Source organism: Methylobacterium sp. Leaf399 (assembly GCF_001424525.1).
Taxonomy (GTDB): domain Bacteria; phylum Pseudomonadota; class Alphaproteobacteria; order Rhizobiales; family Beijerinckiaceae; genus Methylobacterium.
Window position 1 is genome coordinate 20,543 of the sequence record NZ_LMQK01000023.1, and the last position, 26,010, is coordinate 46,552.

The 26,010-nt window shown below is 71.5% G+C and carries 26 protein-coding genes; 10 read left to right on the plus strand and 16 right to left on the minus strand.

Annotated features, from left to right (window positions below; genetic code table 11):
- Window positions 1-197 precede the first annotated feature (197 nt).
- Window positions 198-1,100, plus strand: coding sequence for an extensin family protein (locus tag ASG40_RS11275; protein WP_082494547.1), 903 nt, complete (start codon window positions 198-200; stop codon window positions 1,098-1,100).
- A 63-nt stretch (window positions 1,101-1,163) separates the two neighbouring features.
- Window positions 1,164-2,399: a L,D-transpeptidase gene (locus ASG40_RS11280; protein ID WP_244480600.1), complete on the plus strand. Its 1,236-nt coding sequence runs from the start codon at window positions 1,164-1,166 to the stop codon at window positions 2,397-2,399.
- Here the strand turns inward: ASG40_RS11280 and ASG40_RS11285 are convergent.
- From ASG40_RS11285 to ASG40_RS11295, 3 genes are read right to left on the minus strand one after another with little or no spacing between them, the layout of a single operon-like run.
- Window positions 2,386-3,117, minus strand: a complete 732-nt coding sequence (locus ASG40_RS11285) for an ABC transporter permease (RefSeq protein WP_055885398.1) — start codon at window positions 3,115-3,117, stop codon at window positions 2,386-2,388. The two genes, ASG40_RS11280 and ASG40_RS11285, sit on opposite strands and share 14 nt — an antisense overlap.
- Complete coding sequence (locus tag ASG40_RS11290; protein ID WP_055885401.1) at window positions 3,114-4,259, minus strand: ABC transporter permease; 1,146 nt, start codon at window positions 4,257-4,259, stop codon at window positions 3,114-3,116. The genes ASG40_RS11285 and ASG40_RS11290 overlap by 4 nt, the downstream gene beginning before the upstream one ends.
- Window positions 4,256-5,149, minus strand: coding sequence for a glycine betaine ABC transporter substrate-binding protein (locus ASG40_RS11295; protein WP_055885404.1), 894 nt, complete (start codon window positions 5,147-5,149; stop codon window positions 4,256-4,258). Before ASG40_RS11295 ends, ASG40_RS11290 begins: the two co-directional genes overlap by 4 nt.
- A gap of 349 nt (window positions 5,150-5,498) precedes the next feature.
- On the opposite strand from ASG40_RS11295, the gene ASG40_RS11300 reads away from it, so the two are divergent.
- On the plus strand, window positions 5,499-5,888 hold the full coding sequence (locus ASG40_RS11300) for a response regulator (RefSeq protein ID WP_055885406.1): 390 nt from the start codon (window positions 5,499-5,501) through the stop codon (window positions 5,886-5,888).
- A 5-nt stretch (window positions 5,889-5,893) separates the two neighbouring features.
- Here ASG40_RS11300 and ASG40_RS11305 read toward each other — a convergent pair whose 3' ends face one another.
- Both ASG40_RS11305 and rsmI read right to left on the minus strand, forming a co-directional pair.
- Window positions 5,894-6,286: a YraN family protein gene (locus ASG40_RS11305; RefSeq protein WP_055885409.1), complete on the minus strand. Its 393-nt coding sequence runs from the start codon at window positions 6,284-6,286 to the stop codon at window positions 5,894-5,896.
- Window positions 6,283-7,242, minus strand: coding sequence for a 16S rRNA (cytidine(1402)-2'-O)-methyltransferase (gene rsmI, locus ASG40_RS11310; protein WP_055886335.1), 960 nt, complete (start codon window positions 7,240-7,242; stop codon window positions 6,283-6,285). Before rsmI ends, ASG40_RS11305 begins: the two co-directional genes overlap by 4 nt.
- A gap of 129 nt (window positions 7,243-7,371) precedes the next feature.
- Between rsmI and ASG40_RS11315 the strand changes: the two genes are divergently transcribed.
- On the plus strand, window positions 7,372-8,613 hold the full coding sequence (locus ASG40_RS11315; RefSeq protein WP_082524027.1) for a penicillin-binding protein activator: 1,242 nt from the start codon (window positions 7,372-7,374) through the stop codon (window positions 8,611-8,613).
- 4 nt (window positions 8,614-8,617) lie between these two features.
- Here ASG40_RS11315 and ASG40_RS11320 read toward each other — a convergent pair whose 3' ends face one another.
- The 5 genes from ASG40_RS11320 to ASG40_RS11340 form a co-directional block, all read right to left on the minus strand.
- Window positions 8,618-9,415, minus strand: coding sequence for a lytic murein transglycosylase (locus ASG40_RS11320; protein WP_055886342.1), 798 nt, complete (start codon window positions 9,413-9,415; stop codon window positions 8,618-8,620).
- A gap of 236 nt (window positions 9,416-9,651) precedes the next feature.
- Complete coding sequence (gene hemW / locus ASG40_RS11325; protein WP_055885412.1) at window positions 9,652-10,833, minus strand: radical SAM family heme chaperone HemW; 1,182 nt, start codon at window positions 10,831-10,833, stop codon at window positions 9,652-9,654.
- Window positions 10,834-10,898: 65 nt separating this feature from the next.
- Window positions 10,899-11,531, minus strand: coding sequence for an RdgB/HAM1 family non-canonical purine NTP pyrophosphatase (gene rdgB / locus ASG40_RS11330; RefSeq protein ID WP_055885415.1), 633 nt, complete (start codon window positions 11,529-11,531; stop codon window positions 10,899-10,901).
- Window positions 11,528-12,241 carry a ribonuclease PH gene (gene rph, locus ASG40_RS11335; protein WP_055885417.1) on the minus strand — a complete coding sequence of 238 codons (714 nt, stop codon included), beginning with the start codon at window positions 12,239-12,241 and terminating at the stop codon, window positions 11,528-11,530. Before rph ends, rdgB begins: the two co-directional genes overlap by 4 nt.
- Before the next feature lie 128 nt (window positions 12,242-12,369).
- A complete protein-coding gene (locus ASG40_RS11340; RefSeq protein ID WP_055885420.1) occupies window positions 12,370-12,660 on the minus strand; it encodes a hypothetical protein in 291 nt (96 codons plus the stop codon).
- Window positions 12,661-12,920: 260 nt separating this feature from the next.
- Here ASG40_RS11340 and hrcA point away from each other — a divergent pair, with 260 nt between their 5' ends.
- Window positions 12,921-14,009 (plus strand): heat-inducible transcriptional repressor HrcA, encoded by a 1,089-nt coding sequence (gene hrcA / locus ASG40_RS11345; RefSeq protein ID WP_055885423.1) that lies wholly within the window; start codon window positions 12,921-12,923, stop codon window positions 14,007-14,009.
- Between the two features lie 51 nt (window positions 14,010-14,060).
- On the opposite strand, the gene ASG40_RS11350 is transcribed toward hrcA, so the two are convergent.
- The 3 genes from ASG40_RS11350 to ASG40_RS11360 all read right to left on the minus strand — a co-directional run bounded on the left by ASG40_RS11350 (window position 14,061) and on the right by ASG40_RS11360 (window position 17,177).
- Window positions 14,061-14,972, minus strand: a complete 912-nt coding sequence (locus ASG40_RS11350; RefSeq protein WP_055886345.1) for a DUF1236 domain-containing protein — start codon at window positions 14,970-14,972, stop codon at window positions 14,061-14,063.
- Window positions 14,973-15,319: 347 nt separating this feature from the next.
- Window positions 15,320-16,399, minus strand: coding sequence for a tartrate dehydrogenase (locus ASG40_RS11355; RefSeq protein WP_055885425.1), 1,080 nt, complete (start codon window positions 16,397-16,399; stop codon window positions 15,320-15,322).
- A 76-nt stretch (window positions 16,400-16,475) separates the two neighbouring features.
- A complete protein-coding gene (locus ASG40_RS11360) occupies window positions 16,476-17,177 on the minus strand; it encodes an arylesterase (RefSeq protein ID WP_443136609.1) in 702 nt (233 codons plus the stop codon).
- 130 nt (window positions 17,178-17,307) lie between these two features.
- Between ASG40_RS11360 and ASG40_RS11365 the strand changes: the two genes are divergently transcribed.
- Together ASG40_RS11365 and ASG40_RS11370 are read left to right on the plus strand one after the other, a co-directional pair.
- Window positions 17,308-18,057, plus strand: a complete 750-nt coding sequence (locus tag ASG40_RS11365) for an ABC transporter ATP-binding protein (protein ID WP_244480601.1) — start codon at window positions 17,308-17,310, stop codon at window positions 18,055-18,057.
- Window positions 18,058-18,065: 8 nt separating this feature from the next.
- Window positions 18,066-20,651, plus strand: coding sequence for an ABC transporter permease (locus ASG40_RS11370; RefSeq protein ID WP_055886353.1), 2,586 nt, complete (start codon window positions 18,066-18,068; stop codon window positions 20,649-20,651).
- Between the two features lie 17 nt (window positions 20,652-20,668).
- Here ASG40_RS11370 and ASG40_RS11375 read toward each other — a convergent pair whose 3' ends face one another.
- Window positions 20,669-22,393: a GGDEF domain-containing protein gene (locus ASG40_RS11375; RefSeq protein WP_055885428.1), complete on the minus strand. Its 1,725-nt coding sequence runs from the start codon at window positions 22,391-22,393 to the stop codon at window positions 20,669-20,671.
- Window positions 22,394-22,778: 385 nt separating this feature from the next.
- Between ASG40_RS11375 and ASG40_RS11380 the strand changes: the two genes are divergently transcribed.
- On the plus strand, window positions 22,779-23,549 hold the full coding sequence (locus ASG40_RS11380) for a Bax inhibitor-1/YccA family protein (protein WP_055885430.1): 771 nt from the start codon (window positions 22,779-22,781) through the stop codon (window positions 23,547-23,549).
- Window positions 23,550-23,639: 90 nt separating this feature from the next.
- On the opposite strand, the gene ASG40_RS11385 is transcribed toward ASG40_RS11380, so the two are convergent.
- Window positions 23,640-24,014 carry a DUF2794 domain-containing protein gene (locus ASG40_RS11385; protein ID WP_055885433.1) on the minus strand — a complete coding sequence of 125 codons (375 nt, stop codon included), beginning with the start codon at window positions 24,012-24,014 and terminating at the stop codon, window positions 23,640-23,642.
- A gap of 372 nt (window positions 24,015-24,386) precedes the next feature.
- Here ASG40_RS11385 and bluB point away from each other — a divergent pair, with 372 nt between their 5' ends.
- Window positions 24,387-25,016 (plus strand): 5,6-dimethylbenzimidazole synthase, encoded by a 630-nt coding sequence (gene bluB, locus ASG40_RS11390; RefSeq protein ID WP_244480602.1) that lies wholly within the window; start codon window positions 24,387-24,389, stop codon window positions 25,014-25,016.
- Window positions 25,017-25,206: 190 nt separating this feature from the next.
- A complete protein-coding gene (locus ASG40_RS11395; RefSeq protein WP_244472377.1) occupies window positions 25,207-25,698 on the plus strand; it encodes a L,D-transpeptidase in 492 nt (163 codons plus the stop codon).
- Window positions 25,699-25,710: 12 nt separating this feature from the next.
- Here ASG40_RS11395 and ASG40_RS11400 read toward each other — a convergent pair whose 3' ends face one another.
- Window positions 25,711-25,950 (minus strand): DUF1674 domain-containing protein, encoded by a 240-nt coding sequence (locus ASG40_RS11400; protein WP_082494521.1) that lies wholly within the window; start codon window positions 25,948-25,950, stop codon window positions 25,711-25,713.
- Window positions 25,951-26,010: the final 60 nt, after the last annotated feature.

Below are 26,010 nucleotides of genomic sequence, written 5' to 3' on the forward strand. Positions count from 1 at the left end.
CCTTGGCCCCGCGCAAAGCCATCCTTTGCGACACAGGGCGACGCGGCCGCTCCCGATCGGTATGCGGTGAAGACCCGACGTCGATGACGACGCGGGCGACGCGTGAGGGGAATGCGATGCCGACGCCGCGACGAGCACACCCATCGAGGGTGAAAGTCTGTCTGTTCGTCGCCCTGTCCGGGGGGCTCTCCACCGTCATGCCGCCGTCCGGCTCGACCGCAGCCGAAGAGAAGACCGCTGTCCGGGAGACGTCCTCGGTCCAAGACAAGCCGGCGATACAGTCACCCTCGCCGGTGCCCCCTCCCCGCCCGGAAGAACTCGGCCCCTCCGCCGCATCGCCGAATCCTGTGCCAACTCCTGCGACAACCCCTGCGACAACCCCTGCGCCAACTCCCTCGCCGGTGCCTCCGAGCGCGCCGCCGCCGCCCGAGCGGCCGAGCGAGCTGACGCCGGCGGCTCCGGCACCCGCCGTCGCCGCGCCGCCGCCGGCCGAGATGCCGGCCCCGCCGCCGCGTCCCGCCGACCTCGGCTCCGAGACCGCCCTCGCCATCAAGGTCGAGGCGGTGGACGATACCGCCTGTCGCCGGCGCCTCGAAGGCCTCGGCGCCGTCGTCTCGCCCCTGCCCCCGATCGCGCTCGGCCAATGCGGGGCGGCGAGGCCGCTGCTGGTCTCGAGTCTCAAGGGTGTCGCGCTCAATCCGCCGGCCACCCTGGTCTGTCCGGCCGCCGAGGCCCTGGCGCGCTGGACGACGGAGGTCCAGGTCTTCGCGGAACGGGACCTCGGCGCACCGCTGGCCAGTCTCGGCATCGGCACCTCCTACCTGTGCCGCGGCCAGAACCACGATCCGGATGCCAAGCTCAGCGAGCACGCCTTCGCCAACGGCGTCGACGTGATGGGTTACGGCTTCACGGGCCGCGCCGCCATCGCGGTCGGGCCTGCGGCCAAGGGGACGCCGGAGGCGGCCTTCCAGGCCAACGCCCAGGCCAAGGCCTGCGCCTTCTTCCGCACGGTGCTGGGGCCTGGCTCGGACGCCGCGCACGCCAACCACCTGCATCTCGACGAGCGGGAACGGTCCGCCGGTCACCGACTCTGCCAATAGGCCGGGAACGGCATCGGTCCTCGTGGCTTGATGGTCCGGATGGACGACCGGGGTAGTACGGCGATGACGACGACGGCGGCGATGCGGACGGGTGCGGTGCTGTTTGCCCTGGTTGTCGGGGGCGGCCATGCCCTGGCCGCCCCCGACGACGAGCGGCTGACCAGGGATGGCGTCAACGGCGCGGCCTTCGCGGACGAGGGAGCCGGGGCCGGCCGTGCGTCGAGAAAGGACACCGCGCGCAAGGCGGCGGGCGAACGGCCCGACCCGCTGCTCGTCAAGGTGCAGGTCCTCCTCGATCGGGCGCGGTTCTCCCCGGGCGCCATCGACGGACGCGATGGCGACAACCTGCGCGGCGCGCTCGCCGCCTTCGCCGCGGCCCGGGAAGGTGCGGCCCAGGAAGGCGCGGCCAAGGACGCGTCAGCCAAGGACGGCTCGACCAAGGACGCCTCGGCCGGGAAGTCCCTCGACAAGCCGTTGTTCGAGACCCTCCAGGCGACCAGCGCCGACCCGGTCCTGGTCGACTACACCCTCACCGAGGACGACGTCGCCGGGCCCTACGTCGACGAGATCCCCGCCAAGATGGAGGATCAGGCCGACCTCAAGGCGATGGGCTACGAGACCCCGCGCGAGATGCTGGCCGAACGCTTCCACATGAGCGGCGCTCTCCTGGCGGCCCTCAACCCCGATGCGGCCTTCGACAAGGCCGGTACCGTCGTCACCGTGGCGGCGGTGCCGCCGATGGAGAGGGGCAAGCCGCGGGCGCTCAAGGGGAAAGCGGGCAAGGAAAAAGCCGGCACGGAAAAAGCCGGCACGGAAAAAGCGGGCACGGAGAAGCCGGACACGGAGAAGCCGGACACGCTGAAAGACGACCAGGAACCGCCGCGGGTGACCCGCATCGTGGTCGACAAGACCGCACGCCAGGTTCGCGCGTTCGACCGTGACGGGACCCAGCTCAGGTTCTATCCCGCCTCGATCGGCAGCGACGAGAAGCCGGCGCCGTCCGGCACCGCCAAGGTCGAGGCGGTGGCCTTCGAGCCGACCTATACCTACGACCCGAAGTACGCCTTCGACGGCGTCAAGGCCAAGAAGCCCTTTACGATCCGTCCCGGCCCCAACAACCCCGTGGGGCTCGCCTGGATCGACCTGTCGATCCCCTCCTACGGCATCCACGGCACCGCCGAGCCGGAGAAGGTCGGCAAGACCGAGTCGCACGGCTGCGTCCGCCTCACGAACTGGGACGTGCGCGACCTCGCCACCCTCGTCGAGAAGGGCGCCGTGGTTGAGTTCAAGGACGAGTAGCGCGGCGCAAGAGACCTGCGACGGCGAGCATCGCGGCATCGCATAGGAACGCCAGCGCCGCCGTGGCGCAGGCACCCTGGAGCAGCGGAACCAGGTTCTGGTTCTGGAGGCCGGCGACGATGGGGGTGCCGAGGGTGGCGGCGCCGGCGAGCGCCCCCACCGCTGCGGTCGCCACCGCGAGGACGAGGCCGGTGCGCAGGGCGTCGAGGATCCCCGGCGCGGCGAGCGGCAGTTCCACCTGCCGCAGGACCTGGAGATCGCTCAACCCGATGGCCCTGCCCGCCTCGCGCGCATCGGTCGGGACGCCTTCGATGGCGCCGATCGTCCCGCGCAGCACCGGCATGATGCCGTAGGCGACCAGCGCGAGCAGCGTCGGCGGCCCCCCGAAGCCCAGCACCGGCAGGGCGAGGGCCACCACCACCACCGGCGGCACGGCCTGCGCGAAGGCTGCGACCCGGTCGATCTCTCCACGCCAGGCCAGGGCGCCCGCCCGCGTCGCCAGGACGCCGAGGCCGACCCCGAGGATGGCCATGACGGCGAGTCCGCCGGCCGCGATGGACACATGGCCGGTGGCGAGGTCCACCAGCCGGTCGAGACTCACCGGCCGCAGGGCCGGTTGCCCGAAGGCCGCGACGAGGGAGCCGGCGACACCGGGAAGGCTCGCCGCGGCCAGGACCGCCCCGGCCAGGGCCGATCCCCTTGCCTTCCCGATGCTCATGAGTGCCACCGCCGTCGTGCCATGGCCTCGGCCGCCCCGAGGCCCGCATCGGCCGCGAGGGACAGGCCGACGATGGGCAGGGCCCCGAGCAGGATCAGGTCGGGGGCGAATTGCGCCATGCCGTCGAACACGATGCGTCCGAGCCCGCCCGCACCCACGAGGGCACCCAGGGTCGCGAGGCCGAGGCTCTGCACGGCCGCGACCCGCAGGGCGCCGACGAGGACCGGAGCGCCGAGGGGAAGCCTGACCGACAGGAGGACCTGACGGCGGCCGAGGCCGACGGCCTCTGCGGCATCGACCAGGGTGGCCGGCGTTCCCCCGAGCCCGGCCGCCAGGCCGCGCCAGAGCGGCAGCAGCAGGTAGGCCGCGATGCCGAGGATGGCGGGGCCGGGCCCGAGTGCGCTGAGCCCGGCTTCGCGCAGGCTCGGTACAGCGCTCAGGACGGCCGAGAAGGCGCCGACCAGGGCGCCGAACAGGGCCACCGCCGGCACCACCTGGATGCCGCTCACCACCACCTCCACCAGACCCTGACCGCGCCGCCACAGGGACATCGCCACCGCGCTGAGGCAGGCGAGGACGAGGGCGCCGCCGGCCAGGACGAGGTGCTGGACGATCGCCTCGCCGAGGACGGCGTGGCGGGCGCGGAACTCCACGGCCAGCGAGAGGTGATCGAGGATGCCCGACCGGGCGAGCGTGGTCAGGCCCGCGGCCAGCCCCGCGATGGCGATGGCGCCGAACCCCGGCGTCCGGAAAGCGCGGACCGACCAGCCCGCCGCCGCCAGCAGGACGATGACCGCGCACCAGCCGCCCGATCCGACGCTCGCCCTGGCGGCGGTGGGGCGGCCGTCGAGGAGGGCGGTCGCGCCCGCGCCGAGACCGGCCGCCAACAGAAGCACGGCGGCGCCGAATATCGGCAGGGCCAGGGCGGCGCCCACCCGTCCCGGCGCGGCGGCGAGCAAAGCCAGCCCGGCGAGACCGAGGCCGGCCACGGCATGGACGTGGCCGCCGCCGGCCGCGGCACCGAACGCCGGCGTCCCGAGCGCGAGCCGGTTGGCGGCCACCGACAGGAGCGGCAGCCCGTAGAGGCTCGCCGCCAGCGCCAGGGCGAGGATGGCGGCCGCGGCGGCACGGGCGGTCGTCATCGGCCCCCGCGCCGGTCGGCGAGGTAGCGCGCGGCCACCGCTTCGGCCGGCTCGCCCTCAACCGCCACGGCGGCGTTGAGCCGGCGCAGGGTCGCGGCGTCGAGGGAGCGGAACAGGTCGGCCAGGGCCGGGCGGATGCCGGGGTGCCGGGCGAGGCTGGCCTCCCTGATCACCGGCGCCACCTCGTAGACGATCTGCGCGTTTTTGGGGTCGGCCATCACCACGAGGTCGAGGGCGGAGAGGGCGCCGTCGGTGCCGTAGACCATGCCCGCATCGACGCCGCTGATCCCCTGCGCCGCCGCCCGCGCGGTCACGGCGGTGTCGCCACCGGACAGGCTGATCACACGGTCTCGCGGCATGTGGAAGCCGTAGGCCGCTTCGTAGGCCGGCAAGGCCGCCGGGCTCTCGACGAACTCGGTGGAGGCGGCGAGCCGGATCAGGCCACGCCGCACGGCCGCGGCGAAATCGGCCATCGTCGCCAGTCCCTCGCGCCGGGCGAGATCGCCCCGGACCGCGATGAGCCAGGTGTTGTTGGCCGGCGCCCGCTCCAGCCAGACGAGGCCACGGGCGGCATCGCTGCGGGCGATGGTCGAAAAGGCGCCCTCCGGCGTCCGCCAGGCGGGGTCGGTCTCGGTACCGGTGAAATAGGCGCCGTTGCCGGTGTATTCGGGATAGACGTCGACATCGCCCGACAGCAGCGCTGAGCGGACGATCAGGGTCGGGCCGAGCCCGAGGCGCCGCTTTACGGTCAGGCCGAGCCCTTCGAGCACCAGGGCGATCATGGCTCCGGTCAGGGCGCCCTCCGGATCGCTCTTCGAAGCGACCACGAGGGGGCGGTCCGCCGCCACGGCGCCGCGCCGGGAGGCGTCGACGAGTGCGAAGGCGACCATCGCTCCAGCGACGAGGGATCGCCTGGGGAGGGTGGCGTGCGACACACGCGTCACGCTGGTTCTTCGGCCGTCATGCGCACCGTAACGGGCATCGCGAGTGTATTCTTTCATACCGTGTGTCGCGCCGATGTATCACTGCGTTACATTACGCGAACGTCGAGGGGTTCTACAGGACGTCCGGAGCTTGACACCACGCCCCGGACGGGCGACGGCTCGGGTCCGTCGTCCGAGACCGAGCATGGCAGACGCCGCTCCCCGACCCGGTTCGTCGCTTGCCGCGGGCAGGCGATCCAAGGGTCGAGGCTGCGGCCTTCTAGACGACGACGCACCCTAGGGAAGACATCGCAGCGTGAGTGCTGAAGCGAACGACGACCTGCTGAACGGAGTCCGGGTGCTGGTCGTCGAAGACGAGGCGGCGATCTCGATGCTGCTCGAGGACATGCTCCTCGACTTCGGCTGCACCGTGGTCGGCCCCGCCGCGCGTCTGGCCACCGCCCTCGAGATGGCCGAGGCCGAGAGCTTCGACGTCGCGATCCTCGACGTGAACGTGGCCGGCGAGCCGATCTATCCGGTGGCCGAGGCGATCGTGCGCCGCACGCTGCCGCTGGTGTTCTCCACCGGCTACGGTGGTGCCGGCATCCGCGAGCCGTTCCGGGATTGCCCGGTGGTGCAGAAGCCGTTCAGCCAGGCCGACCTCAAGCGCACCCTGACGGCGGCCATCGTCGCCGCCCGGAAGTAGCGGCCTTACAGCCCTTCGATCGGGAAGGCGTCCGGCACGTGCACCGGCCAGGAGGCCGGGGCGACGAAGACCGCGTCGGCCCTGAAGACCAGCCCGGCGTGGCGGGGATGGCGGCTGATCCAGCCGCGCACGGCCCGCGAGAACCGCGCCCGCTTCCTCGCGTCGATCGCCTCCACCGCATCCCGCATCCGGGCCCGGGCCTTCACCTCCACGAAGGCGATGGTCTCGCCCCGGCGCAGGATCAGGTCGATCTCGCCGCCGGCCGCGCTGAAGCGCCGGGCGAGCGGCCGATACCCCTTGAGCATCAGCGCGACGAGCGCCAGCGTCTCGGCGGTGCGTCCGCGCAGATAGGTGGCGCGGCGGCGTCCTTCGGGACCCGCGAGCCGCCCCCTCGTCATCGCCGCGCCAGCACGAGGGCGCGGGCGTAGACCGCCCGGCGCGGCTGGCCGGTCTCGTCGGCCACGAGGGCCGCCGCGTCCTTGATCGAATGTCGCTCCAGTGCCAGGGCGATGGCCGCATCGAGCCCGGCGTCCCCCTCCTCGGCGGCGGGCTCCTCGGTGGGCGTCCCGATCACGACGACGACCTCCCCCTTGGGCGCCCCCTCTTCCGCGAAGGTTTCGGCCAGGGAGCCGAGGGTGCCGCGCCGAATGGTCTCGTAGAGCTTGGTCAATTCGCGGGCCACCGCCGCCGGGCGGGCGGGTCCGAGGATCGCGACGGCGTCCGCCAGCATCTCCGGCAGGCGATGGGGCGATTCGAACAGCACCAGCGTCCCGGGAATGTCCGCCAGGGCCGCGAGGCGGTTGCGCCGCGCCCCGGACTTGTGCGGCAGGAACCCCTCGAAGAAGAAGCGATCGGTGGGCAGGCCTGCGGCGACGATGGCCGTCATCACCGCCGAGGGCCCGGGAATCGGGGTGATGACGAGGCCCGCCTCGATCGCCGCCTGGACGAGCTTGAAGCCGGGGTCCGAGACCAGGGGCGTGCCCGCGTCCGAGACCAGGGCCAGGGCCTCGCCGGCCTGCATGCGCGCGATCATCCGCTCGCGCACCGCCGCGTTGGAATGCTCGTGATAGGCCACCAGCGGGGTGGTGATCCCGTAGTGCATCAAGAGCGTGCGGGTGACGCGGGTGTCCTCGACCAGCACGGCGTCCGCCGCGGCCAGGGTCGCGAGGGCGCGGAACGACACGTCCTTCAGGTTGCCGATGGGGGTGGCGACCACGTGCAGGCCGGGCTCCAGGGGCTGCGCCTCCGCCGCGAGTCCGAAGGCGGTGAAGGTGGCCGGCGCCTTGCCCTCGGGCAGGGCCGGCCGCCGCCGGCTGCGGTTGTCGATGCGGGTGGGTGGCGCTGCCTTGGTCATGGGCGCCACCTTGCCACGGCGAACGCCGGCGATGGAATGGCGCGGGCGGGGACCGCCGGACATTTACTTTTCGCCCCCAGACTTTAAGCCCGACCGACGACCGGCGGTCGCAAGCTGAAGGGGGGAGCCATGCGCCTACGAGATCGCTTCGGCAGGCGGCGGCATGCCCTCCCCCGCGGCTTGGCTCTGGCCGTCGTCCTGTTCGCATGCGCGCTCGCCGCCTGTGTCGGCGGGCCCGACGGCGGTCCCCGGTCGGCGACGCGCACGCCGCCGGTGGCGGCCGATGCACCGGTCGCCGCCGATGCGGTCCCCGCTTCGGGCACCCGGATCGGTGCCGGTTCGGTCAAGCTCGCGCTGATCCTGCCGCTCACCGGACAGGGGGCGGCCATCGGCACGGCGATGCGCAACGCCGCCGAACTCGCCATCGAGGATTTCCAGAAGCCCGACCTGGAGATCCTGGTGAAGGACGACCGTGGCACGCCGGACGGTGCCCGCGAGGCGGCACAGGCCGCGCTGACGGACGGGGCCGACCTGGTCCTCGGGCCGCTGTTCGCCGCCAACGTCCAGGCCGTGGCCGGCGTCGTCCGTCCCGTGGGCAAGCCGATGGTCGCCTTCTCCACCGATGCGGCGGTGGCGGCGCGGGGCGTCTACCTCCTCAGTTTCCTGCCCCAGACCGAGGTCGACCGCATCGTCGACGCGGCGGTGGCCGGCGGCCGGACCTCGTTCGCCGCCCTCATTCCGGAATCGAGCTACGGCAACGCCGTCGAGGCGCAGTTCCGGGAGGCCGTGGCGCGAAAGGGCGCGCGCCTCGTCGTCCTGGAACGCTACCCTCCCGGCAACCCGGCCGCCGCCGTCGCCCGCGTCTCGGGCCTGATCGCCGGCCCCGGCGCGCAGGCGGATGCGCTGTTTTTGCCCGACACGCCGGAGGGGCTCACCGCCCTCGCCCCGGCACTGACCCGGGCCGGCTTCTCGCCCGCCCGCGTCAAACCCCTCGGCACGGCCCTGTGGAACGACCCGAGGGTGTTCGCCCTCCCCGCGCTTCAGGGCGGCTGGTTCGCGGCCGCCGATCCTGCCGGGTTCGCAAGCTTCTCGCAACGCTACCAGGCCCGGTTCGGGGCGGCGCCGCCCCGGGTGGCGACCCTGGCCTACGACGCGGTCTCGCTGAGCGCGGCGCTGACCCGCCAATACGGCTCGCAGCGCTTTGCCGACGCCACGCTCACCAACCCGGCGGGGTTCGCCGGCACCGACGGCACCTTCCGCTTCCGGCCCGACGGCGCGAGCGACCGCTCGCTCGCCGTCAGCGAGGTCCGCAGCGGCGGTGCCGCCATCGTCAGCCCGGCGCCGCGGGCGCTCGGGCCTTCGGGGACTTGAGCGACTACTCGCCGTCGATCCGCTTGCCGAGGAGCGCGATGGCGCGCTGGTAGACCGAGGCCGCGTTCCAGCCCTGGATCGCCGCGAAGTTCGGCTCGCCGGGCTGGTAGCCGGCGCCGGCCCGCCAGCCGTGGGCCTTCAGGAAGTTGGCCGTGGCGTTCAACGCGGCCGGGGCGTTGTCGAGGCTGCCGCCGGTGCCGTAGTTCAGGACGCTCTTGGGCAGGAACTGGGTGTGGCCGATCTCACCGTGGGCCGCACCGCGGGTGCTCGAGCTGAGGATGCCCCTGTCGACCAGGGTGAGGGCGGCGTAGAGCTGGTCGGTGAAGAACTCCGAGCGGCGGCAGTCGTAGGCGAGCGTCGCCACGGCCGAGAGGGTGTTGATGTTGCCCTTCACCGCGCCGAAGCCCGTCTCCATGCCCCAGATCGCCAGGAGCGGGCCGGCCGGCACGCCGTAGCGCTGCTCGATCGAAGCGAACAAAGCCGCCTGCGACTGCTTGAGCGACCGCCCGCGCGAGACGATGGCCGGGCCGCCGCGCTTGGCCAGGAACTGGTCGAGGGTGAGCTTGAAGCTCTTCTGGCCCCGGTCCGCCGAAATGGTCGCGGTGGAATAGGACGTCGTCATGAGGGCGGCGAGGCTGGCCGCGCTCGCCCGGCCCTTGGCCTCGTCGGCGAACTGCTGTTTCCAGGCCTCGAATCCGGCACCGGTGTTGCCGCATTGGGCCGCGTCGGCCGCCCCGCCGAGGCCAACGGCGGTGCAGACGCCAAGGGCCAGCGCGACGGTCCGATACCTGCGTGTGATCATCGACATAAACTCCCTGAGGCGGCGGGCCAGAAAACCGGGGCACGACCTCGACATCATGTGCGTCGATCGCGACCGATCTGCCGCTCTCGGACGATGCCGTCCTCTTGCCATTCCTTCGATGGGGAGGAAACCATGGCGCCGCGGGAAGCGGCGTTTTTATCGGACCTGCGGCAGGACTGTCGCTCTCCAAGACTGTCGCTGTGCTTGACGTTTGCTCCGGCCGGGACCGGGGGAGCTCACCCCGCCAGTTGCGCGACGACCGCGTTCAGCACCGGCGCGCCTCGGGCCGTCGTGGCGATGCGCCCGCCAGGCCGCCGCGCCACCAATCCTTCCGCCACGAGCGTCGCGAGCCGATCCGCGTCGAGGGCGCGGCCCTTCAACGCCGCATAACGGGCGGGGTCGATGCCCTCGGCCAGGCGCATCCCCATCATCAGGAACTCGTCGCCCTGGACGGCCGGGCTCAGCGTCTCGGTGGAAACGATGCCGTGACCGTCGGCCTCGACGCGCGCGAGCCAGGTTTCGGGGGCGCGCTCGGTCACCGTGCCGATCCGCCCCTGCGGCGTCACGAGGCGGCCGTGGGCGCCCGGCCCGATGCCGGCGTATTCGCCGTAGCGCCAATAGAGCAGGTTGTGGCGCGACTGCGCGCCGGGCCTGGCGTGGTTCGAGATCTCGTAGGCGGCGAGGCCGGCGCGGTCGCAGACCTCCTGCGTCACGTCGTAGAGGACGCGCGCGGTATCGTCGTCCGGCGGCACCAGCCTGCCGGCCGTAAACAGACCGTGGAACGGCGTGCCCGGCTCGATGGTGAGCTGATACAGCGACAGGTGCTCGGCGGCCCGCGCGATGGCATCGGTCAGTTCCGCCCGCCAGGCCTGCGCGGTCTGGTCGGGACGGGCATAGATCAGGTCGAACGACGAGCGATCGAAATGCCTGGCGGCCACGGCCACCGCCGCCAGGGCCTCCTCGGCCGTATGAAGGCGGCCCAGGCGCTTGAGCGAGGCGTCGTCGAGGGCCTGGACGCCGAGCGAGACCCGGTTGACGCCGGCGGCCCGGTATCCGGCGAAGCGACCGGCCTCGACGCTGGTGGGGTTGGCCTCCAGGGTGATCTCGACGTCGCCGATGGTGCCCCAGGCCGTGGCGATGGCGTCGAGGAGCCCGGCGACGGTGGCCGGCTTCATCAGCGACGGGGTGCCACCGCCCAGGAACACGCTGGAGACGGTGCGACCGGGGGTGCGCGCCGCCACGTGGGCGATCTCGGCCCGGAAGGCGGCGAGGTAGCGCGTCTCGTCGATCGGGGCATGGCGGACGTGGCTGTTGAAGTCGCAATAGGGGCATTTGGCGGCGCAGAACGGCCAATGCAGGTAGACCCCGAAGCCCACGTCGCGGGTCGGATGGTCGGGGGCCATGGGGTGGGCCGACATGCGCTGCGATCGAATCCGTTCCGAACGAGGCCCGCTTCCCTCGCCGGAGGGACGGGCCGTCGCACTCATACCCGCCGCAGGCAGGCCGCGGCCAGCAGAACGAAGGCGCGGGCCCTGTGCGACAGTGCCGCCCCGGACTGCCAGTCGACGCCGTGCTTCTCGTCCGACGTCATCTCCCCGAAGGTGCGGTCGTGGTCGTCGGGCAGGAACAGCGGATCGTAGCCGAAGCCGAGACCGCCGCGCGGCGGCACGATGCTGCCGAAGACCCGGCTCTCGAAGGTCTCGAGGTGGCCGTCGGGCCAGGCGATGACCAGGGCCGAGACGAAATGGGCACGCCGCTCGGTGGCGCCGCGGCGGTCGAGTTCGTGCGCGACCCGGCCCATGGCGCCGGCGAAATCCTTCGACGGCCCGGCCCAGCGCGCGGAGAACAGGCCGGGTGCCCCGTCGAGCGCATTCACGCACAGGCCGGAATCGTCGGCAAAGGCGGGCAGGCCGGACGCCCTGGCGGCGGCCTCGGCCTTGATCGCCGCGTTCTCGCAGAACATCGTCCCGGTCTCGTCGGGCTCGGGCAGGCCGAGCTCTCCGGCCGAAACGGCCTCGATCCCGAACGGCGCGAGCAGTTCGCGCATCTCGACGAGCTTGCCCGGGTTGTGGGTCGCGATCACGACCTTGCCGGTAAGGAGGCGATGATCGCTCATGCGATGGCCTGTTTCTGCAGGGCGACCAGTTCGGCGATGCCGCCCTTGGCCAGACGCAGGAGGCTGAGGAGTTCCTCCTCCGAGAACGGCTTGCCCTCGGCGGTGCCCTGCACCTCCACGAGACCGCCCGAGCCGGTCATCACGAAGTTCGCGTCGGTCTCAGCGGCCGAATCCTCGGCGTAGTCGAGATCGAGGACGGGCGTTCCCTTGTAGATGCCGCAGGAGATGGCGGCGACGTGGTCGCGCAGGGGGTCGACCGAGATGATCGAGCGGCCGCGCATCCACGAGAAGCAATCGTGTAGGGCGATCCAGGCTCCGGTGATCGCGGCGGTGCGGGTGCCGCCGTCGGCCTGGAGGACGTCGCAATCCACGGTGATCTGGCGCTCGCCGATGGCCGGCAGGTTGGTGACCGCGCGCAGCGAGCGGCCGATCAACCGCTGAATTTCTTGGGTGCGCCCGGAAGGCTTGCCCGCCGTGACCTCGCGGCGGTTGCGCTCGTGGGTGGCGCGCGGCAGCATCGCGTATTCCGCCGTGACCCAGCCCTTGCCCGAGCCACGCAGCCACGGCGGGCCGCGCTCTTCCAGGGAGGCCGTGCACAGCACCTTGGTCTCGCCGAAGGTGACGAGGCAGGACCCTTCGGCGTAGCGGGCGACCGACCGTTCGAGGGTGACGGTACGCAGGGCGTCGGTGGCGCGCTTCGACGGCCGCATCGGCGTCTTCCTCAGGGTGCTCTCGCTCGGGGTGGTCCGGAACGATGAGGCCGCGCTCTTAGGCGTCCGTCGTGCGGGCGGCAAGCGGCGGGACGCCGACCCGAAGGGTCGTGTCCCGCCCGTGCGGATCAGTACCGGAAGCGGCGGCCGTGGTGGTGATGGTGGCGACGGCCGTAGTGGTGGCCGAAGTGACGGCCGCGATGGTGATGGAAGTGGCGGCGGTGATGGCGACCGTGATGACGCCAGTGACCGCCACCGTAGCGGACTTCGGCGATGTCGGTGGACGGGGCGACGACCTCGATCGGAGCCACGGCGGGAGCCGCCTCGGCGGTCTTCGGGCTACCGAACATCATGCCGCCGACGATGGCGACGACGAGGGCGGACGACTTGACCAGACCGGCCAGGGTTGGGAACTTCATCGCATGAACTCCTGTGAAGCACTCACTCGGATCGAGCCGGCCCGCGGTGGCGGGCGAGCGCGATCAGCGGAGACAAACGTCCGACACCCGCGAAACGACCCGACACCGGCGTGTTTTTCTCCGACTTAATTTCGCGGCCGCCGGGGATTAGTGTCGCGCCGCGGTCCGTCTCGTGCGTCCCTCGTCACCGGGATGCCGGCGGGGTCGGCCAGGATCAGGACCCGTGCAGGACGACCCGTGCAGGACCAGGACCAGGACCCGTGACAGAGCACCCTCGCCCGTTCTCGACCCACCACGCCCTCTCCGGCCTCGACACGCGGGCGCGGGAAATCTTCCGGCAGATCGTCGAGAGTTACCTGTCCACCGGGGAGCCGGTGGGCTCGCGCAACCTCGCCCGCATCCTGCCGATGCCGCTCTCGCCGGCCTCCATCCGTAACGTGATGGCGGATCTGGAGCATTCCGGGCTGATCTTCGCACCCCACACCTCGGCCGGGCGGCTTCCCACCGAGCAGGGCCTGCGTTTCTTCGTGGATGCGATGCTGGAACTCGGCGACGTCGGCCGCGAGGAACAGGAGCGGATCGAGGCGCAGATGCGGGCGGCCGCCTCCGGCCACACCTTCGAGAGTGCGCTGGCCGAGGCCTCGACGCTGCTGTCGGGCATCTCGCGGGGGGCCGGCGTCGTCGTCACCACCAAGGCGAACGTGCAGCTCAAGCACATCGAATTCGTGCGGCTCGACCCGCAGCGCGCCCTGGTCGTCCTCGTCTCCGACGACGGGTCGGTGGAAAACCGGCTGCTCGACCTGCCGCCCGGCCTGCCGGCCGGCGCGCTCCAGGAGGCCTCGAACTATCTCAACGCCCGCCTGCACGGCCGCACCTTGGGCGGCCTGCGCGCCGAGATCGAGGCGGGGCGCCAGGCCATGAAGCAGGAGCTCGACGCCATCACGGAGCGGCTGGTGGATGCCGGGCTCGCCGTCAGCGTCGGCCCGAGCGAGGCGCGCCAGCTGATCGTGCGCGGCCAGGCCAATCTCCTCGACGACCTGCGCGCGGCGGAGGATCTCGAACGCATCCGGCTGCTGTTCTCCGACCTCGAGACGCAGAAGGAGGTCATCGACCTCCTGTCCCGTGCCGAGGGCGGCGAGGGCGTGCGCATCTTCATCGGCTCGGAGAACAAGCTGTTCTCGCTGTCCGGCTCGTCGATGATCGCCGCTCCGTTCCGGGACGGGTCCCAGAAGATCGTCGGCGTCGTCGGCGTCATCGGCCCGACCCGGCTGAACTACGCGCGGATCGTGCCGATGGTCGACTATACGGCCCGCGTCGTTTCGCGGATGCTCGATTGCGGGCCCAGGTAGCGCTCGGCCCGCCAGTGAACGCGCGGCCCGAAGGCCGCACGCTTTTTCGGCTCAGCCGCGGATCACGTCGACGATCTCGTAGGTGTCGGGATCGACGATGACGATGTCGTCGTCCACCAGCACGTAGCGGTAATCCTCGTACTCCGGCACGACCCGGACGATCTCGGGCGGCAGGGTCGAGAGGGTGTAACTGCGGGCGATGGCGGTCCCCACCGTCAGCGCGAAGGCGCCGGCGGCCAGACGGGTCACGCCGCCACGGCGAAGCAGGCTCTGGCGGAACTCGGTGCGCTGCGGGGCGCCGAGACGGCCGAAGGCACCGCGGGCCGCGCCGCGCTCGCCGCGCATTCCGCGATCGCCACCGCGTCCGTCGCGGTCCGCCCGACCGTCGCGGTCGCCGCCACGTCCATCACGATCCGCGCGGCCGTCACGATCGCCCCCGCGCCCGTCGCGTCCGTCGCGGTCCATCTTGCCGTCGCGGTCGCCCCGCTCGGCGCCCTTGCCGTCACGGTCGCCCTTGCCGTCGCGATCGCTTTTGTCGGCGCCCTTGCCGTCACGCTCCATCTGCCCGCCTTCGCGGCCGCCGCGGGCGCCATCCTCGCCACCCCGCCCGGGAGCACCGCCGGCCCGGCCAGGTGTTCCGGCCTCGCCGGCACCGCCGCGCGCACCGGCCGCACCGCCGGCCTCGCCGGCACCGCCACGCATGCTACCACCCGCACCGCCGGCCGCGCCACCCGCCTCACCGGCGCCGCCACGCATACCGGCGCCACCGGCACCACCACCGGCACCCATGCCTGCGCCGCCGCCGCCGCCGCCCGCACCGCCACCAGCACCGCCGCCAGCAGCCCCGCCGGCGGCACCGCCGCCAGCGCCGCCACCGCCGCCGGGACCGCCCTGCGCGACCGCGCTCGCCACACCGGCCACCATCAGGGCAGCCGCCATCGTGCTCCGCATGAGCTTATTCATGACCATCCATCCAATCGTATTCGAGATCCGGCGCCACGAATGAACGCCATCGCGAACCCGAAACGAGACTGCATACAAAACCGTTCCGTCCCATCGCGGTGGGTCTTGCGAAAGATCACGTCGGGACGAAACTGCCGGCAACGGCAAGCTAAGCGATGGCGCTTGTTGGCCTTCGCGAGCAAAGGGCGAAAAGCTTGAGCATTCCGGTCGATCGCGATTGAAAGTCGGTCGTCGAATACGGTCCGGCGGGCACGCGTCTTGCGCTCGTCGGTCGGCGTCCGTGGGGGCGAGCCGGGGCTTCTCGCGAACGGTCCGGCCCGTGGGAGCGCCCGTGTCCGCGGTGGCCCTCAGCCGAGGGCCGCCACCACCGCCCGGCCGCAGGCAGCGGTGTCGGCCCGGCCACCGAGATCGCCGGTGCGGGTCTCCGGGTCGGCGAGCACCCGTTCGATCGCGGCCACGATGGCGGCGGCGGCGTCCCGCTCGCCGAGGTGGTCGAGCATCATCGCCCCGGACCAGATCTGCCCGATCGGGTTGGCGATGCCCTTGCCGGCGATGTCGGGGGCCGAGCCGTGGACGGGCTCGAACAGCGACGGGAAGCGCCGCTCCGGGTTGATGTTGGCCGAGGGCGCGATCCCGATCGTGCCGGTGCAGGCGGGGCCGAGGTCCGACAGGATGTCCCCGAACAGGTTGGAGGCGACCACCACGTCGAACCGATCGGGGTTGAGCACGAACTGGGCCGTCAGGATGTCGATGTGGTACTGGTCCCAGCGCACGTCCGCATAATCCTGCGAGACCGCCTTCACCCGCTCGTCCCAGAACGGCATGGTGATCGAGATGCCGTTCGATTTCGTCGCCGAGGTCAGGTGGCGCTTGGCCCGGCTCCTGGCCAGGTCGAAGGCGAAGCGCAGCACGCGGTCCGTGCCGAACCGCGTGAAGATCGATTCCTGCACCGCGAACTCGCGGTCCGTGCCGGGGAACATCCGCCCGCCGGCGTTGGAATACTCGCCTTCGGTATTCTCGCGCACCACCCAGAAGTCGATGTCGCCGGGCTTGCGGCCGGCCAGCGGGCACGGCACGCCGGGCATCAGGCGCACGGGACGCAGGTTGACGTATTGGTCGAACTCCCGCCGGAACAGGATCAGCGAGCCCCACAGCGAGATGTGGTCGGGGACCTGGTCGGGCATGCCGACGGCCCCGAAGTAGATCGCGTCGTGGCCGCCGATCCGCTGTTTCCAGTCCTCGGGCATCATCCGGCCGTGGGCGGCGTAGTAGTCGCAGGACGCGAAATCGAAGACGTCGAGGTCGAGGGTGAAGCCGAAGCGACCGGCGACACGTTCCAGGACGCGGACGCCTTCGGGCATCACCTCCTTGCCGATGCCGTCTCCGGCGATGACGGCGATGCGATGGTGTCGTGCGGCCTTCGTCATGGCTGTCTCTCGGTGCGTTTTTCCCGGGGCGGGTCTGGATCGCACCGGTCGCGGCGTCAATCGCCGCGGCGGCTCCTCATGGCACCCGGGACCGGATGCGGTCGATGAAGGTCTCGACGGTCGGCAGGATGCCGGCGACGATGGTCTCGACCCCCTTGGTGTTGGGATGGAGCCCGTCCTCGAGGTTGAAGGTGCGGTCGCCGACGATCCCGTTCAGGAAGAACGGGTAGAGGACGAGGTCGTGGGCCTTGGCGAGATCGGGAAAGATCGCATCGAACCGCGCCGTGTAGTCCGGCCCGAGGTTGCGCGAGGCGTGCATGCCGGCGAGCAGCACCGGAATGCCGCGCGCCTTCAGCCGCGTGACGATCGCCTCCAGCGCTTTTCGCGTGACCGCCGGATCGGTGCCGCGCAGCATGTCGTTGGCGCCGAGCTCGAGGATGACGCCGTCGGTCCCGTCGGGCACCGACCAGTCGACGCGGTCGAGGCCGCCTGTGGCGGTGTCGCCGGAGACGCCGGCATTGGCCACGCTGACGGCGTGGCCCTTGGCCGTCAGCGCCCGTTCCAGCACGGCCGGGAAGGCCGCGCTCGCCGGCAGCCGGTAGCCGGCGCTGAGGCTGTCGCCGAAGGCGACGAGGTTGAGCGTCCGCCCGGCCGGCGCGGCCCGGGCCGCGCCCGGCATCACGAGGGCGACCGAGAGCGTCGTGACGAGTGCGGCAAAGAGCGCCATCAGTGCCGCCCCGAGCCGGGGCGCATGGCGCCGGGCCCGGGGCGGGACCATATCGCGCTCAACCGACGCGGCGGGGCCGGCGCTGGGGCTGTCATGTGACGCAGAGCACAGATCCATTCCGACACGTCCCCGATCCTCGTCGCCATCCGTCGTCGCTCGCCCCAAGATCGGTCTCCCATCGATGCCAGACAAGCCGTCGTCGGTCGCTTCCCAGACAACTCGCCAGACGATCCACCAGGTACCCCACCCCGTCGGGCCGACCATCGCGCTGTCCGACATCGACCTCAGCCTCGGGCGCGGGGCGGCCCGGGTCCATGTCCTGCGCGGCATTTCCCTCGATGTCGCGGCGGGCGAGGCAGTGGGCCTCGTCGGCCCGTCCGGATCGGGCAAGTCGACCCTGCTCATGGTGATGGCCGGGCTCGAGCGGCCCGATGCCGGGCGGATCGTGGTCGAAGGCACCGACCTCGGCGCTTTGAGCGAGGACGATCTGGCGCGGTTTCGCGGCCGGCGTATCGGCATCGTGTTCCAGGCCTTCCATCTGGTGCCGACCATGACGGCGATCGAGAACGTGGCCCTGCCCCTCGAACTCGCCGGCAAGGACGGGGCGCACGAGCGCGCCGCGGCGGAACTGGCGGCCGTCGGTCTCGGGCACCGGCTGCACCACTATCCGGCCCAGCTCTCGGGCGGCGAGCAGCAGAGGGTGGCGATCGCGCGGGCCATCGCGCCCGACCCGGCCATCCTCGTGGCGGACGAGCCCACCGGAAACCTCGACGAGACCACCGGCCGGCAGATCGTCGACCTGCTGTTCGCATTGAAACGCGACCGTGGCGCCACCCTCGTCCTCGTCACCCACGATCCGGGGCTGGCGCGGCTGTGCGATCGCACCGTCCGGCTGCGGTCCGGCCGGGTCGAGGAGGCCATGGCCGCGTGAGTACGCATCTGCAGGGTACCCTGGCCGAGGCCGCCCCGGCGCGCCGCCCGGCCTCTCCGAGCCGCCTTCCCCTCACCCTGCGCCTCGCGCTCCGCGAATTGCGCGGCGGGCTGTCGGGCTTTGCGGTGTTCCTCGCCTGCATCGCGCTGGGCGTCGCGGCGATCGCCGGGGTCGCCTCCATCGCCGGCTCGCTCACGGACGGGCTCGGCCGCGAAGGCCGGCGCATCCTGGGCGGCGACCTCACCTACAGCCTGATCAACCGCGCCGCGACGCCGGCCGAACTCGCGGCGCTGGAAGCGCAGGCGCCCGTCTCGGTGGTGACGACCCTGCGGGCCATGGCGCTGGCCGGCGACAAGGGCGCTGCCCTCGTCGAGATGAAGGCGGTGGGTGCCGATTATCCCGGTGCCGGGACCCTCGTCACCGATCCCGAACGGCCGCTGCAGGACCTCCTGGCGCAGGCCGACGGGGCCTTCGGCGTCGTCGTCGATCCGCTGCTCCTCACCCGCCTCGACCTCAAGGTCGGCGACCGCATCACCATCGCCGGGCAGCCGGTGGCGATCCGGGCGACCCTCGTGTCGGAGCCCGACAAGATCGCCAACGGCATCGGCTTCGGGCCGCGCGTGCTGATCTCGCGGGCGGGCCTCGATGCCACGGGCCTGATCCAGCCCGGCAGCCTCAACCGGTTCAGCTACCGGCTGCAGGCGCCCGAGGCGAGCGAGGCGGAGCTCGCCGACAAGGCCGCCGCCATCGCCGCGGCGGCCCCCGATGCCGGCTGGGAGATGCGCGCGCGCACCAATGCCGACCCGCGGTTCGCCAAGAGCATCGAGCGGTTCACGCAGTTCCTGACGCTGGTGGGCCTCACCGCCCTCATCGTCGGTGGGGTCGGCGTCGCCAACGCCGTCCATGCCTTCGTCGAGCGCAAGCGCGGCTCCATCGCCACCCTCAAGAGCGTCGGCGCGCCCGGTGCCCAGGTGGTGGCACTCTACCTGACGCAGGTGATGCTGATCGCCACCCTCGGCACCCTGATCGGCCTCGTGATCGGGGCCGGCCTGCCGTTCGCCCTCGACGCCCTGTTCCGGAACGACCTGCCCCTGCCCCTCGACCCGACCCTGTCGCCGGGGGAACTCGCTCTGGCGGCGGCCTACGGCCTGCTGACGGCGCTCGCCTTCGCCATCGTCCCCCTCGGGCGGGCCCACGACGTGCCGGTGTCGGGCCTGTTCCGCGACGTGGTCGACCCGAGCGCGGCGCGGACCCGCCTGCGCTACCGCCTGATCCTCGCCGGCGCGGTGGCGGCCCTGGTCGCCCTCTCGCTGGTCACCGCCTTCGACCGGCGCGTGGCGCTGATCTTCATCGCGGCGGCCGGGCTCGCCTTCGGCCTCCTGCGGCTCGTCGCCATCGGCGTGATGGCCGGAGCCAGGCGCCTGCCGCGCCCGCGCTTCGCCGCGCCCCGGATGGCCCTGGCCAACCTCCATCGTCCCGGCGCCCTGACGCCGGCGATCGTGCTCTCGCTCGGGCTCGGGGTGACGCTCCTGGTGACCTTGAGCCTCATCGACGTCAACGTCCGGCGCACCCTCACGAACTCGCTGCCCGCGCGCGCGCCCAACCTGTTCTTCCTCGACATCCCCTCGGCCGACGCCGACGCGTTCCACGAGTTCCTCGGGCAGCAGGCGTCGGGCGCCAGGATCGAGCGGGTGCCGATGATGCGCGGGCGCATCGCCGCCCTCAACGGCGTGCCCGCCGGGCAGATCAAGGCGCCGGACGATGCCGCCTGGGTCCTCGACGGCGATCGCGGCATCACCTACGCGGCCGACCTGCCGGAGGGGTCGAAGCTGGTCGCCGGTACCTGGTGGGACGCCGAGGCGGCCCGCACGCCGCTGGTCTCCTTCGACGCCGAACTCGCGCGCCGCCTCGACCTCTCGGTGGGCGACACCGTGAGCGTGAACGTGCTCGGGCGGACCCTGACCGCCACCATCGCCAACCTGCGCAAGGTCGAATGGCGCAACCTCGGCATCAACTTCGTGATGGTGTTCTCGCCCGGCACCTTCCGGGGGGCGCCCCATTCCGACCTCGCCACCCTGACCCTCGCGGGCGGGCCGGACGCCAAGGCCGAGGCGGTGATCCTGCGCGACGTCGCCCGCGCCTTCCCCTCGGTGACCAGCGTGCGGGTGAAGGACGCCCTCGACGCGGTCAACGACATCGTCGGCAAGCTCGTCCTGGCCATCCGCGGCGCCAGCGGGGTCGCGGTGGTGGCGAGCCTGTTCGTCCTGGCCGGCGCCATCGCCGCCGGTCACCGGGCGCGCCTCTACGACGCGGTGGTGCTCAAGACCCTGGGCGCCACCCGTTGGCGGCTCCTCCACGCCTATGCCCTCGAATACGGGGCGCTCGGCGCGGTCACGGCGGTGTTCGGGCTCCTGGCGGGCACGCTGGCGGGCTGGGTCATCGTGACGAAGGTGATGAAGCTCGACTTCGCCCTCGACCTGTCGGGCGCCCTGGTCGCGGCCGGCCTCGCCGTGGTGTTCGCGATCGTGCTGGGCCTGGCCGGCACCTGGCGCATCCTCGGCCAGAAGCCGGCGCCCTACCTGCGCCAGTTCTGAGGGCGTCGCGTCCGGCGCTATTCCGCGGCGTCGAGCATCACCGCCTGCAGCCTCGGCGCGACCGGGCCGTCCTTGCGGCCGGACCGCAGCGGCGCGATGTCGACCCGGTTGCGGCCCGCCTGCTTGGCCTTGTAGAGGGCCGCGTCGGCGGAACGCACGAGGTCGGTGGTCCCGCTGGCGGTGGCCGGGATCGACGAGACGCCGAACGAGGCCGAAACCGTCGCCCCGCGCTGGCCCGACAGCGCCTCGATCCGCTGGCGGATCACCTCGGCCTTGTCGGCGGCGTTCTCCAGGTCGCAATCGGGCATCAGCACGATCATCTCCTCGCCGCCGTAGCGGCAGGCGACATCGGTCTCGCGCAGGGCGCCCACGATGGCGCCGGCGGCCTCGCGCAGCACCGCGTCGCCGGTGGCGTGGCCGTGCTCGTCGTTGAGCCGCTTGAAGTGGTCGAGGTCGATCATGATCACCGCGAGCCTGCGGTTCTCGCGCTCGGCCAGGCGCACGAAGCGGTCGAGGCTGTCCTCCATGTAGCGGCGGTTGTAGAGGCCGGTGAGCGGGTCGCGCAGGGCCTGGTTGCGCAGCTTTTCCCGCAGCGACAGGTTCGAGAGGGCGAGCGACATCGCATCGGCCATGGCGAGGCCCAGCGGCGAAGCCGCGGTGACACGCGCCTCCGCCTCCGGTCCGTCGGCGAAGATCTGCAGCAGGCCGAGGATCTCGCCGCGGGCGATCATCGGGATCTCGACGAGGGTGCTGCCCGGCACGTGGTGCTCGCAGCACAGGCCGAGGCCGGCCGCGCCGTTGCGGTGCGGCTTGCCGCGCTTGAGCGCCCAGCACTGGTCGAGGCCGATCATCGCCGGCAGCGACCGCTCGGCGGGGATGTCCCAGGACGTCGAGAGGGTCAGCCGGTCGCGCGAGTTGTTGAAGACGTAGAGGGCGCCGCCGAGGCCGGGGATGAGTTCGCCCGCCGTCGCCCGCAGCACGGCGTTGGCGTCGAGGTGGTTGGCGGCGCTCTGGAGCATGTCCGTCATGTCGAACAGGCGCTTCACCTGGCGCCGCGACGAGGTCGCCTCGGCGATGGCCGCGGCGCGCCCCTGCGCCTCGCGGGCCGCCGACAGCACCGCCAGCAGCATCAGGACGCCGATCAGGACCTGGAACCCCATCACGCTGAGGGTGCCGGCCTCGATGCGGTTCTCGTAGGCCGTGAACTGCCCGTTCAGCTGGGCGAGGAAGGCGTCGGTGGCCGCGTGCAGGCCGTCGGAGGCGATCGTCGCCCGGCGCTGCGCCAGGAGGGCCTGGGCTTCGCCGCGCCGCCCCGCCTGGATCAGGTCGATCGCCTCGCGCCAGGTGGAATCGAGCCGGTCGAGGAGTACCGTGGCGCCGTCCGCGTCGCCCGCCGCCTCCAGCACGGGGGCGAGGACGGCGGCATACTCCTGTTTCCTGACCCGCAGCGTCTCCAGCGCGCGCGCCTGGAGAGAGCCGCTGCCGTCGTCGGGTCCGAAGGCGCGATGGAAGACGTGCGCCGCCGCGTCGGCCACGGCCTCCTGCGCGATCCGGACCTGGCGGCCGCCCTCGCGCAGGTCGATCAGGGTCCGGCGCTGCGTGTTGGTGAAGATGAAGCTCGCCAGCACCGCCGCGAGCATCGCCAGCACGAGCCCGCCCTGCAGGATCAGGCGGAACTGCGGACCGAGGCTGCGCGCGGGCGGGACCGCATCGGCTCTCTCCGGCGTGAGTACAGTCTGCATCGTCGCGATGTCTCCCCGCCGAAACGATAGACCGGACGACGATGCGCCGTGAGCGGGATGTTGAGGGACGCTTAACGAAGATCCGAAATCCCCTCGCGTTTTTCTTTCAAAAGAGACAGATCTCAACGATGTCGCGTCGTCGCCGCGTGGACGGTCGGCCGAGACCGCGTTTTGCCTGGCGGGACCGGGTTTAATCCCCGATGCGGCAAATAAAAACAGGGCGGCGGCGACGGGAATCCCGTCGTCGCACGTGCAATGTCCCTCTTGTGCGGGACGGCGCGACCGAACATATTTGGGATCGAGGCGCCGCAGGGTGCCAGAGGCGGTGTGCGTGAGCCTCGATTTTCGAAATCACACGCTGAGAGAGTTTCCAAAGGAATCTCCCATGGCATTCGACAACAGCCCCTTCCGCTACGGAAGCCAGCAGCAGACCGGCTACGCCGGCACCCAGGTCGACGTCGACCAGGGCCTGCGCACCTTCATGCTCGGCGTCTACAACAACATGGTCATCGGTCTCGGCATTTCGGGATTGGTGGCGCTCGGCCTCAACATGGCCGCCACGGCACAGACCACCACGGGCAAGGTCGCCCTGACCCCGTTCGGCCAGATGCTCTACACCAGCCCCTTCAAGTGGGTGCTGATGCTGGCGCCGCTGGCGTTCATCTTCTTCTTCTCGTTCCGGATGGACCGGATGTCGGCCGCCTCGGCGCGCACGATGTTCTTCGCCTTCGCGGCGGTGATGGGCGCCTCGATGTCGACGCTGCTGCTCGTGTTCACGGGTGCCAGCGTGGTGCGGGTGTTCTTCATCACGGCGGCGACGTTCGGTGGCCTGAGCCTCTACGGCTACACCACCAAGCGCAGCCTGTCGGGCATGGGCTCGTTCCTGATCATGGGCCTGATCGGCCTGATCATCGCCTCGCTGGTAAACATTTTCCTCGCCTCGAGCGCGCTGCAGTTCGCGATCTCGGTGATCGGCGTGCTGATCTTCGCCGGCCTGACCGCCTACGACACGCAGAAGCTCAAGGAGATGTTCCTCTACAGCGGCGCGGATGCCGAAGGCGCCGCCAAGCTCTCGGTGAACGGTGCCCTGACGCTCTATCTGGACTTCATCAACATGTTCCAGATGCTGCTGTCGCTGCTGGGTGACCGCCGCTAAGCGCTCCACCGATACGAAGAAGCCCCGGTGAGAACCGGGGCTTTTTTTATGCGCGGGCCGGTGCTGCGTTCGGCGTGACCCGCATGTTGGTCACACCGCCCGCAGGGGCTTGTCGAGCACCGCCAGCACGCGGGCGAGGTCGTGCCCGCGCTTCATCACGAGGCCGGTGGCGGCGACGACCGCATAGGCACCCTGGCGCCGGGCCAGCCTCGGGTCCTTCTCGACGCGGTACAGCGGCATCTCCGACGTGCGGCGGTAAATCGAGAACACCGCCTTGTCCCGGCGGAAATCGATGGCGTAGTCGCGCCATTCTCCCTCGGCGACCCGGCGCCCGTAGAGATCGAAGATGGCGCGCAGTTCCGTGCGGTCGAAGGTGACCTGGGCGACGACGGGTGGCACGGGGAAGGGAACGACGCTGCCGCTGGGGTCCGTCTGTCTCTGGTCGCCGCCCGTCCTCTCGCTCAATCCTGGCTCCTCGGTTCGCGGTCGTCGGTTCTTGGGATGATGGGCCGGCGGCCGGCGGCCCGCAAGGGTTGCCGCCGGAAACACGGACCACGATTCCGCCGTGTTGGCGCCCTTGACAAGCCTTCATGAGAAGCCATCCCTGTGACGGAACCTCGTCGGTTCCGATGGCCGGATCGTCCCCCGATCTTCTACGGTCCCCCAGCCTTTCGGGGGGTGCCCGGCCCTTCGGACCGACACTCCAGAGGTTTCGAGACCCAAGGACTTCAGGCCGCCTCTTCGGAGTGCGGCCTTTTTTTCGGATCGATGCTGCGCCCTCCGCCGGCGTTTCGGGTATGCACGAGGGACGGGAGACGGGGCGCGGGACGGGTCGTGGTGCAATTCGATGCGGGTTTCCGGGCCGCCCTGGCGGATCTCGTCGCCTGGCGCCGCGACGTGCGCCGGTTCCGCGTCGATCCGGTGCCCGAGGCCGTGCTGCGCGAGTGCCTCGCCATGGCGTCCTCCAGCCCCTCGGTGGGCAACAGCCAGCCCTGGCGCTTCGTGAGGGTCGCCGATCCCGCCCGCCGTGCGGCGGTGGCCGCGAGCTTCGAGCGCTGCAACGCGGCGGCCGCCGCGAGCTACCCCGATGCCCGGCGCGCCGCCTATACCCGCCTCAAGCTCGCCGGCCTGCGCGAGGCGCCGGTCCATCTGGCCGTGTTCTGCGATGCCGTCACGCCCATCGGCCACGGCCTCGGGCGGGCGACCATGCCCGAGATGCTGCGCTACTCCGTGGTCTGCGCGGTGCAGACCTTCTGGCTGGCCGCCCGCGCCCACGGACTCGGCGTCGGCTGGGTCTCGATCCTCGAACCGGCCGAAGTGGCGGCCTGCCTCGACCTCCCCCTGGCCTACGAACTGGTGGCCTATCTCTGCGTCGGCTATCCGATCGAGGAGCACCTCGACCCGGAACTCATTCGCCACGGCTGGCAGGAGCGGACCGCAGACGCCGACCGCCTGATCGAGCGATGACGCCGTCGTGGTGAGCGAAGGTTTAAAGCCGAACCTCGATTTATCACGATCGTCGAGCGATGCTTTTGATCGTGATTGTCGAAACACGGGGACGGCCCCCGCCCAGTAACCGGACCGACAATCGCGAACGGCGATGGTCCCTGGACTTGCGGTGACGCTTGGAAAGGGAGACGGATCGATGATCGGGCGGATGGGTGTGTGGGCGATTCTTACTGGCGCGGCGCTGATGGGATCGCCGCTGCAGGCGCGGGAGGTGGTGGCCTTCTCCGAAGGGGTGTCGCCGGGCACCGTCGTGGTGCGGACGGCCGAGCGCCGGCTCTACCTCGTCAACGGCGACGGCACCGCGATCCGCTATCCCGTCGCGGTGGGCAAGCCCGGCAAGCAATGGTCCGGGGCGACGCGCATCGACGGCAAGTACGTCGCGCCGGCCTGGTCGCCGCCCGCTGAGGTCAAGCGCGACAACCCGCGCCTGCCCGACGTGATCGCCGGCGGCTCGCCGAGCAACCCGATGGGGGCCGCCGCCATGACGCTGGCGGGGGGGCAATACGCCATCCACGGCACCAACCGGCCGAGCTCGGTCGGCACCTACGCGTCCTATGGCTGCATCCGCATGTACAACCAGGACGTGGTCGACCTGTTCGACCGGGTCGACGTCGGCACGCAGGTCTACGTCACGCGCTGAGGCCGGGCCCCGTCAGAAATCGACGGCGATGCCCTTCACCTCCCAGTCGGTGTAGCGCACCGGCTCGAGGCCGCCGCGGCCCTGCTTCTCCCGCGTCGCGGCGATGGCCTCGGCCCGGGCGTCGATGTCGGCGCGGCGCGCGGCGGCCTCCGCCAGGGCGCGCTCGGCCGCCGCCGGCAGCGGGGGCCGCGACACCGCCGTCGCTTCGCCGGCTTCGCTGGCGGGCGAATCTTTCGGCCTTTCGTCTTGCATCGACCTGAACCTGTGTGGAAGGGCGTCGGGTGAGCCCGGGCGACAGCCGGGCGTGATGCA

Excerpts from the sequence above, each read along its gene's own strand:
- rdgB (WP_055885415.1), bottom strand. The coding sequence starts at position 11,531 with ATGAGCGATCATCGCCTCCTTACCGGCAAGGTCGTGATCGCGACCCAC.
- ASG40_RS11290 (WP_055885401.1), bottom strand. The coding sequence starts at position 4,259 with ATGACGACCGCCCGTGCCGCCGCGGCCGCCATCCTCGCCCTGGCGCTG.
- ASG40_RS11350 (WP_055886345.1), bottom strand. The coding sequence starts at position 14,972 with ATGAATAAGCTCATGCGGAGCACGATGGCGGCTGCCCTGATGGTGGCC.
- ASG40_RS11340 (WP_055885420.1), bottom strand. The coding sequence starts at position 12,660 with ATGAAGTTCCCAACCCTGGCCGGTCTGGTCAAGTCGTCCGCCCTCGTC.
- ASG40_RS11395 (WP_244472377.1), top strand. The coding sequence starts at position 25,207 with ATGGGTGTGTGGGCGATTCTTACTGGCGCGGCGCTGATGGGATCGCCG.
- ASG40_RS11365 (WP_244480601.1), top strand. The coding sequence starts at position 17,308 with ATGCCAGACAAGCCGTCGTCGGTCGCTTCCCAGACAACTCGCCAGACG.
- ASG40_RS11360 (WP_443136609.1), bottom strand. The coding sequence starts at position 17,177 with ATGGTCCCGCCCCGGGCCCGGCGCCATGCGCCCCGGCTCGGGGCGGCA.
- hemW (WP_055885412.1), bottom strand. The coding sequence starts at position 10,833 with ATGTCGGCCCACCCCATGGCCCCCGACCATCCGACCCGCGACGTGGGC.
- rsmI (WP_055886335.1), bottom strand. The coding sequence starts at position 7,242 with ATGACCAAGGCAGCGCCACCCACCCGCATCGACAACCGCAGCCGGCGG.
- ASG40_RS11380 (WP_055885430.1), top strand. The coding sequence starts at position 22,779 with ATGGCATTCGACAACAGCCCCTTCCGCTACGGAAGCCAGCAGCAGACC.
- ASG40_RS11355 (WP_055885425.1), bottom strand. The coding sequence starts at position 16,399 with ATGACGAAGGCCGCACGACACCATCGCATCGCCGTCATCGCCGGAGAC.
- ASG40_RS11315 (WP_082524027.1), top strand. The coding sequence starts at position 7,372 with ATGCGCCTACGAGATCGCTTCGGCAGGCGGCGGCATGCCCTCCCCCGC.
- ASG40_RS11295 (WP_055885404.1), bottom strand. The coding sequence starts at position 5,149 with ATGGTCGCCTTCGCACTCGTCGACGCCTCCCGGCGCGGCGCCGTGGCG.
- ASG40_RS11400 (WP_082494521.1), bottom strand. The coding sequence starts at position 25,950 with ATGCAAGACGAAAGGCCGAAAGATTCGCCCGCCAGCGAAGCCGGCGAA.
- ASG40_RS11280 (WP_244480600.1), top strand. The coding sequence starts at position 1,164 with ATGACGACGACGGCGGCGATGCGGACGGGTGCGGTGCTGTTTGCCCTG.
- ASG40_RS11320 (WP_055886342.1), bottom strand. The coding sequence starts at position 9,415 with ATGATCACACGCAGGTATCGGACCGTCGCGCTGGCCCTTGGCGTCTGC.
- ASG40_RS11305 (WP_055885409.1), bottom strand. The coding sequence starts at position 6,286 with ATGACGAGGGGGCGGCTCGCGGGTCCCGAAGGACGCCGCCGCGCCACC.
- ASG40_RS11285 (WP_055885398.1), bottom strand. The coding sequence starts at position 3,117 with ATGAGCATCGGGAAGGCAAGGGGATCGGCCCTGGCCGGGGCGGTCCTG.
- rph (WP_055885417.1), bottom strand. The coding sequence starts at position 12,241 with ATGCGGCCGTCGAAGCGCGCCACCGACGCCCTGCGTACCGTCACCCTC.
- ASG40_RS11375 (WP_055885428.1), bottom strand. The coding sequence starts at position 22,393 with ATGCAGACTGTACTCACGCCGGAGAGAGCCGATGCGGTCCCGCCCGCG.
- ASG40_RS11275 (WP_082494547.1), top strand. The coding sequence starts at position 198 with ATGCCGCCGTCCGGCTCGACCGCAGCCGAAGAGAAGACCGCTGTCCGG.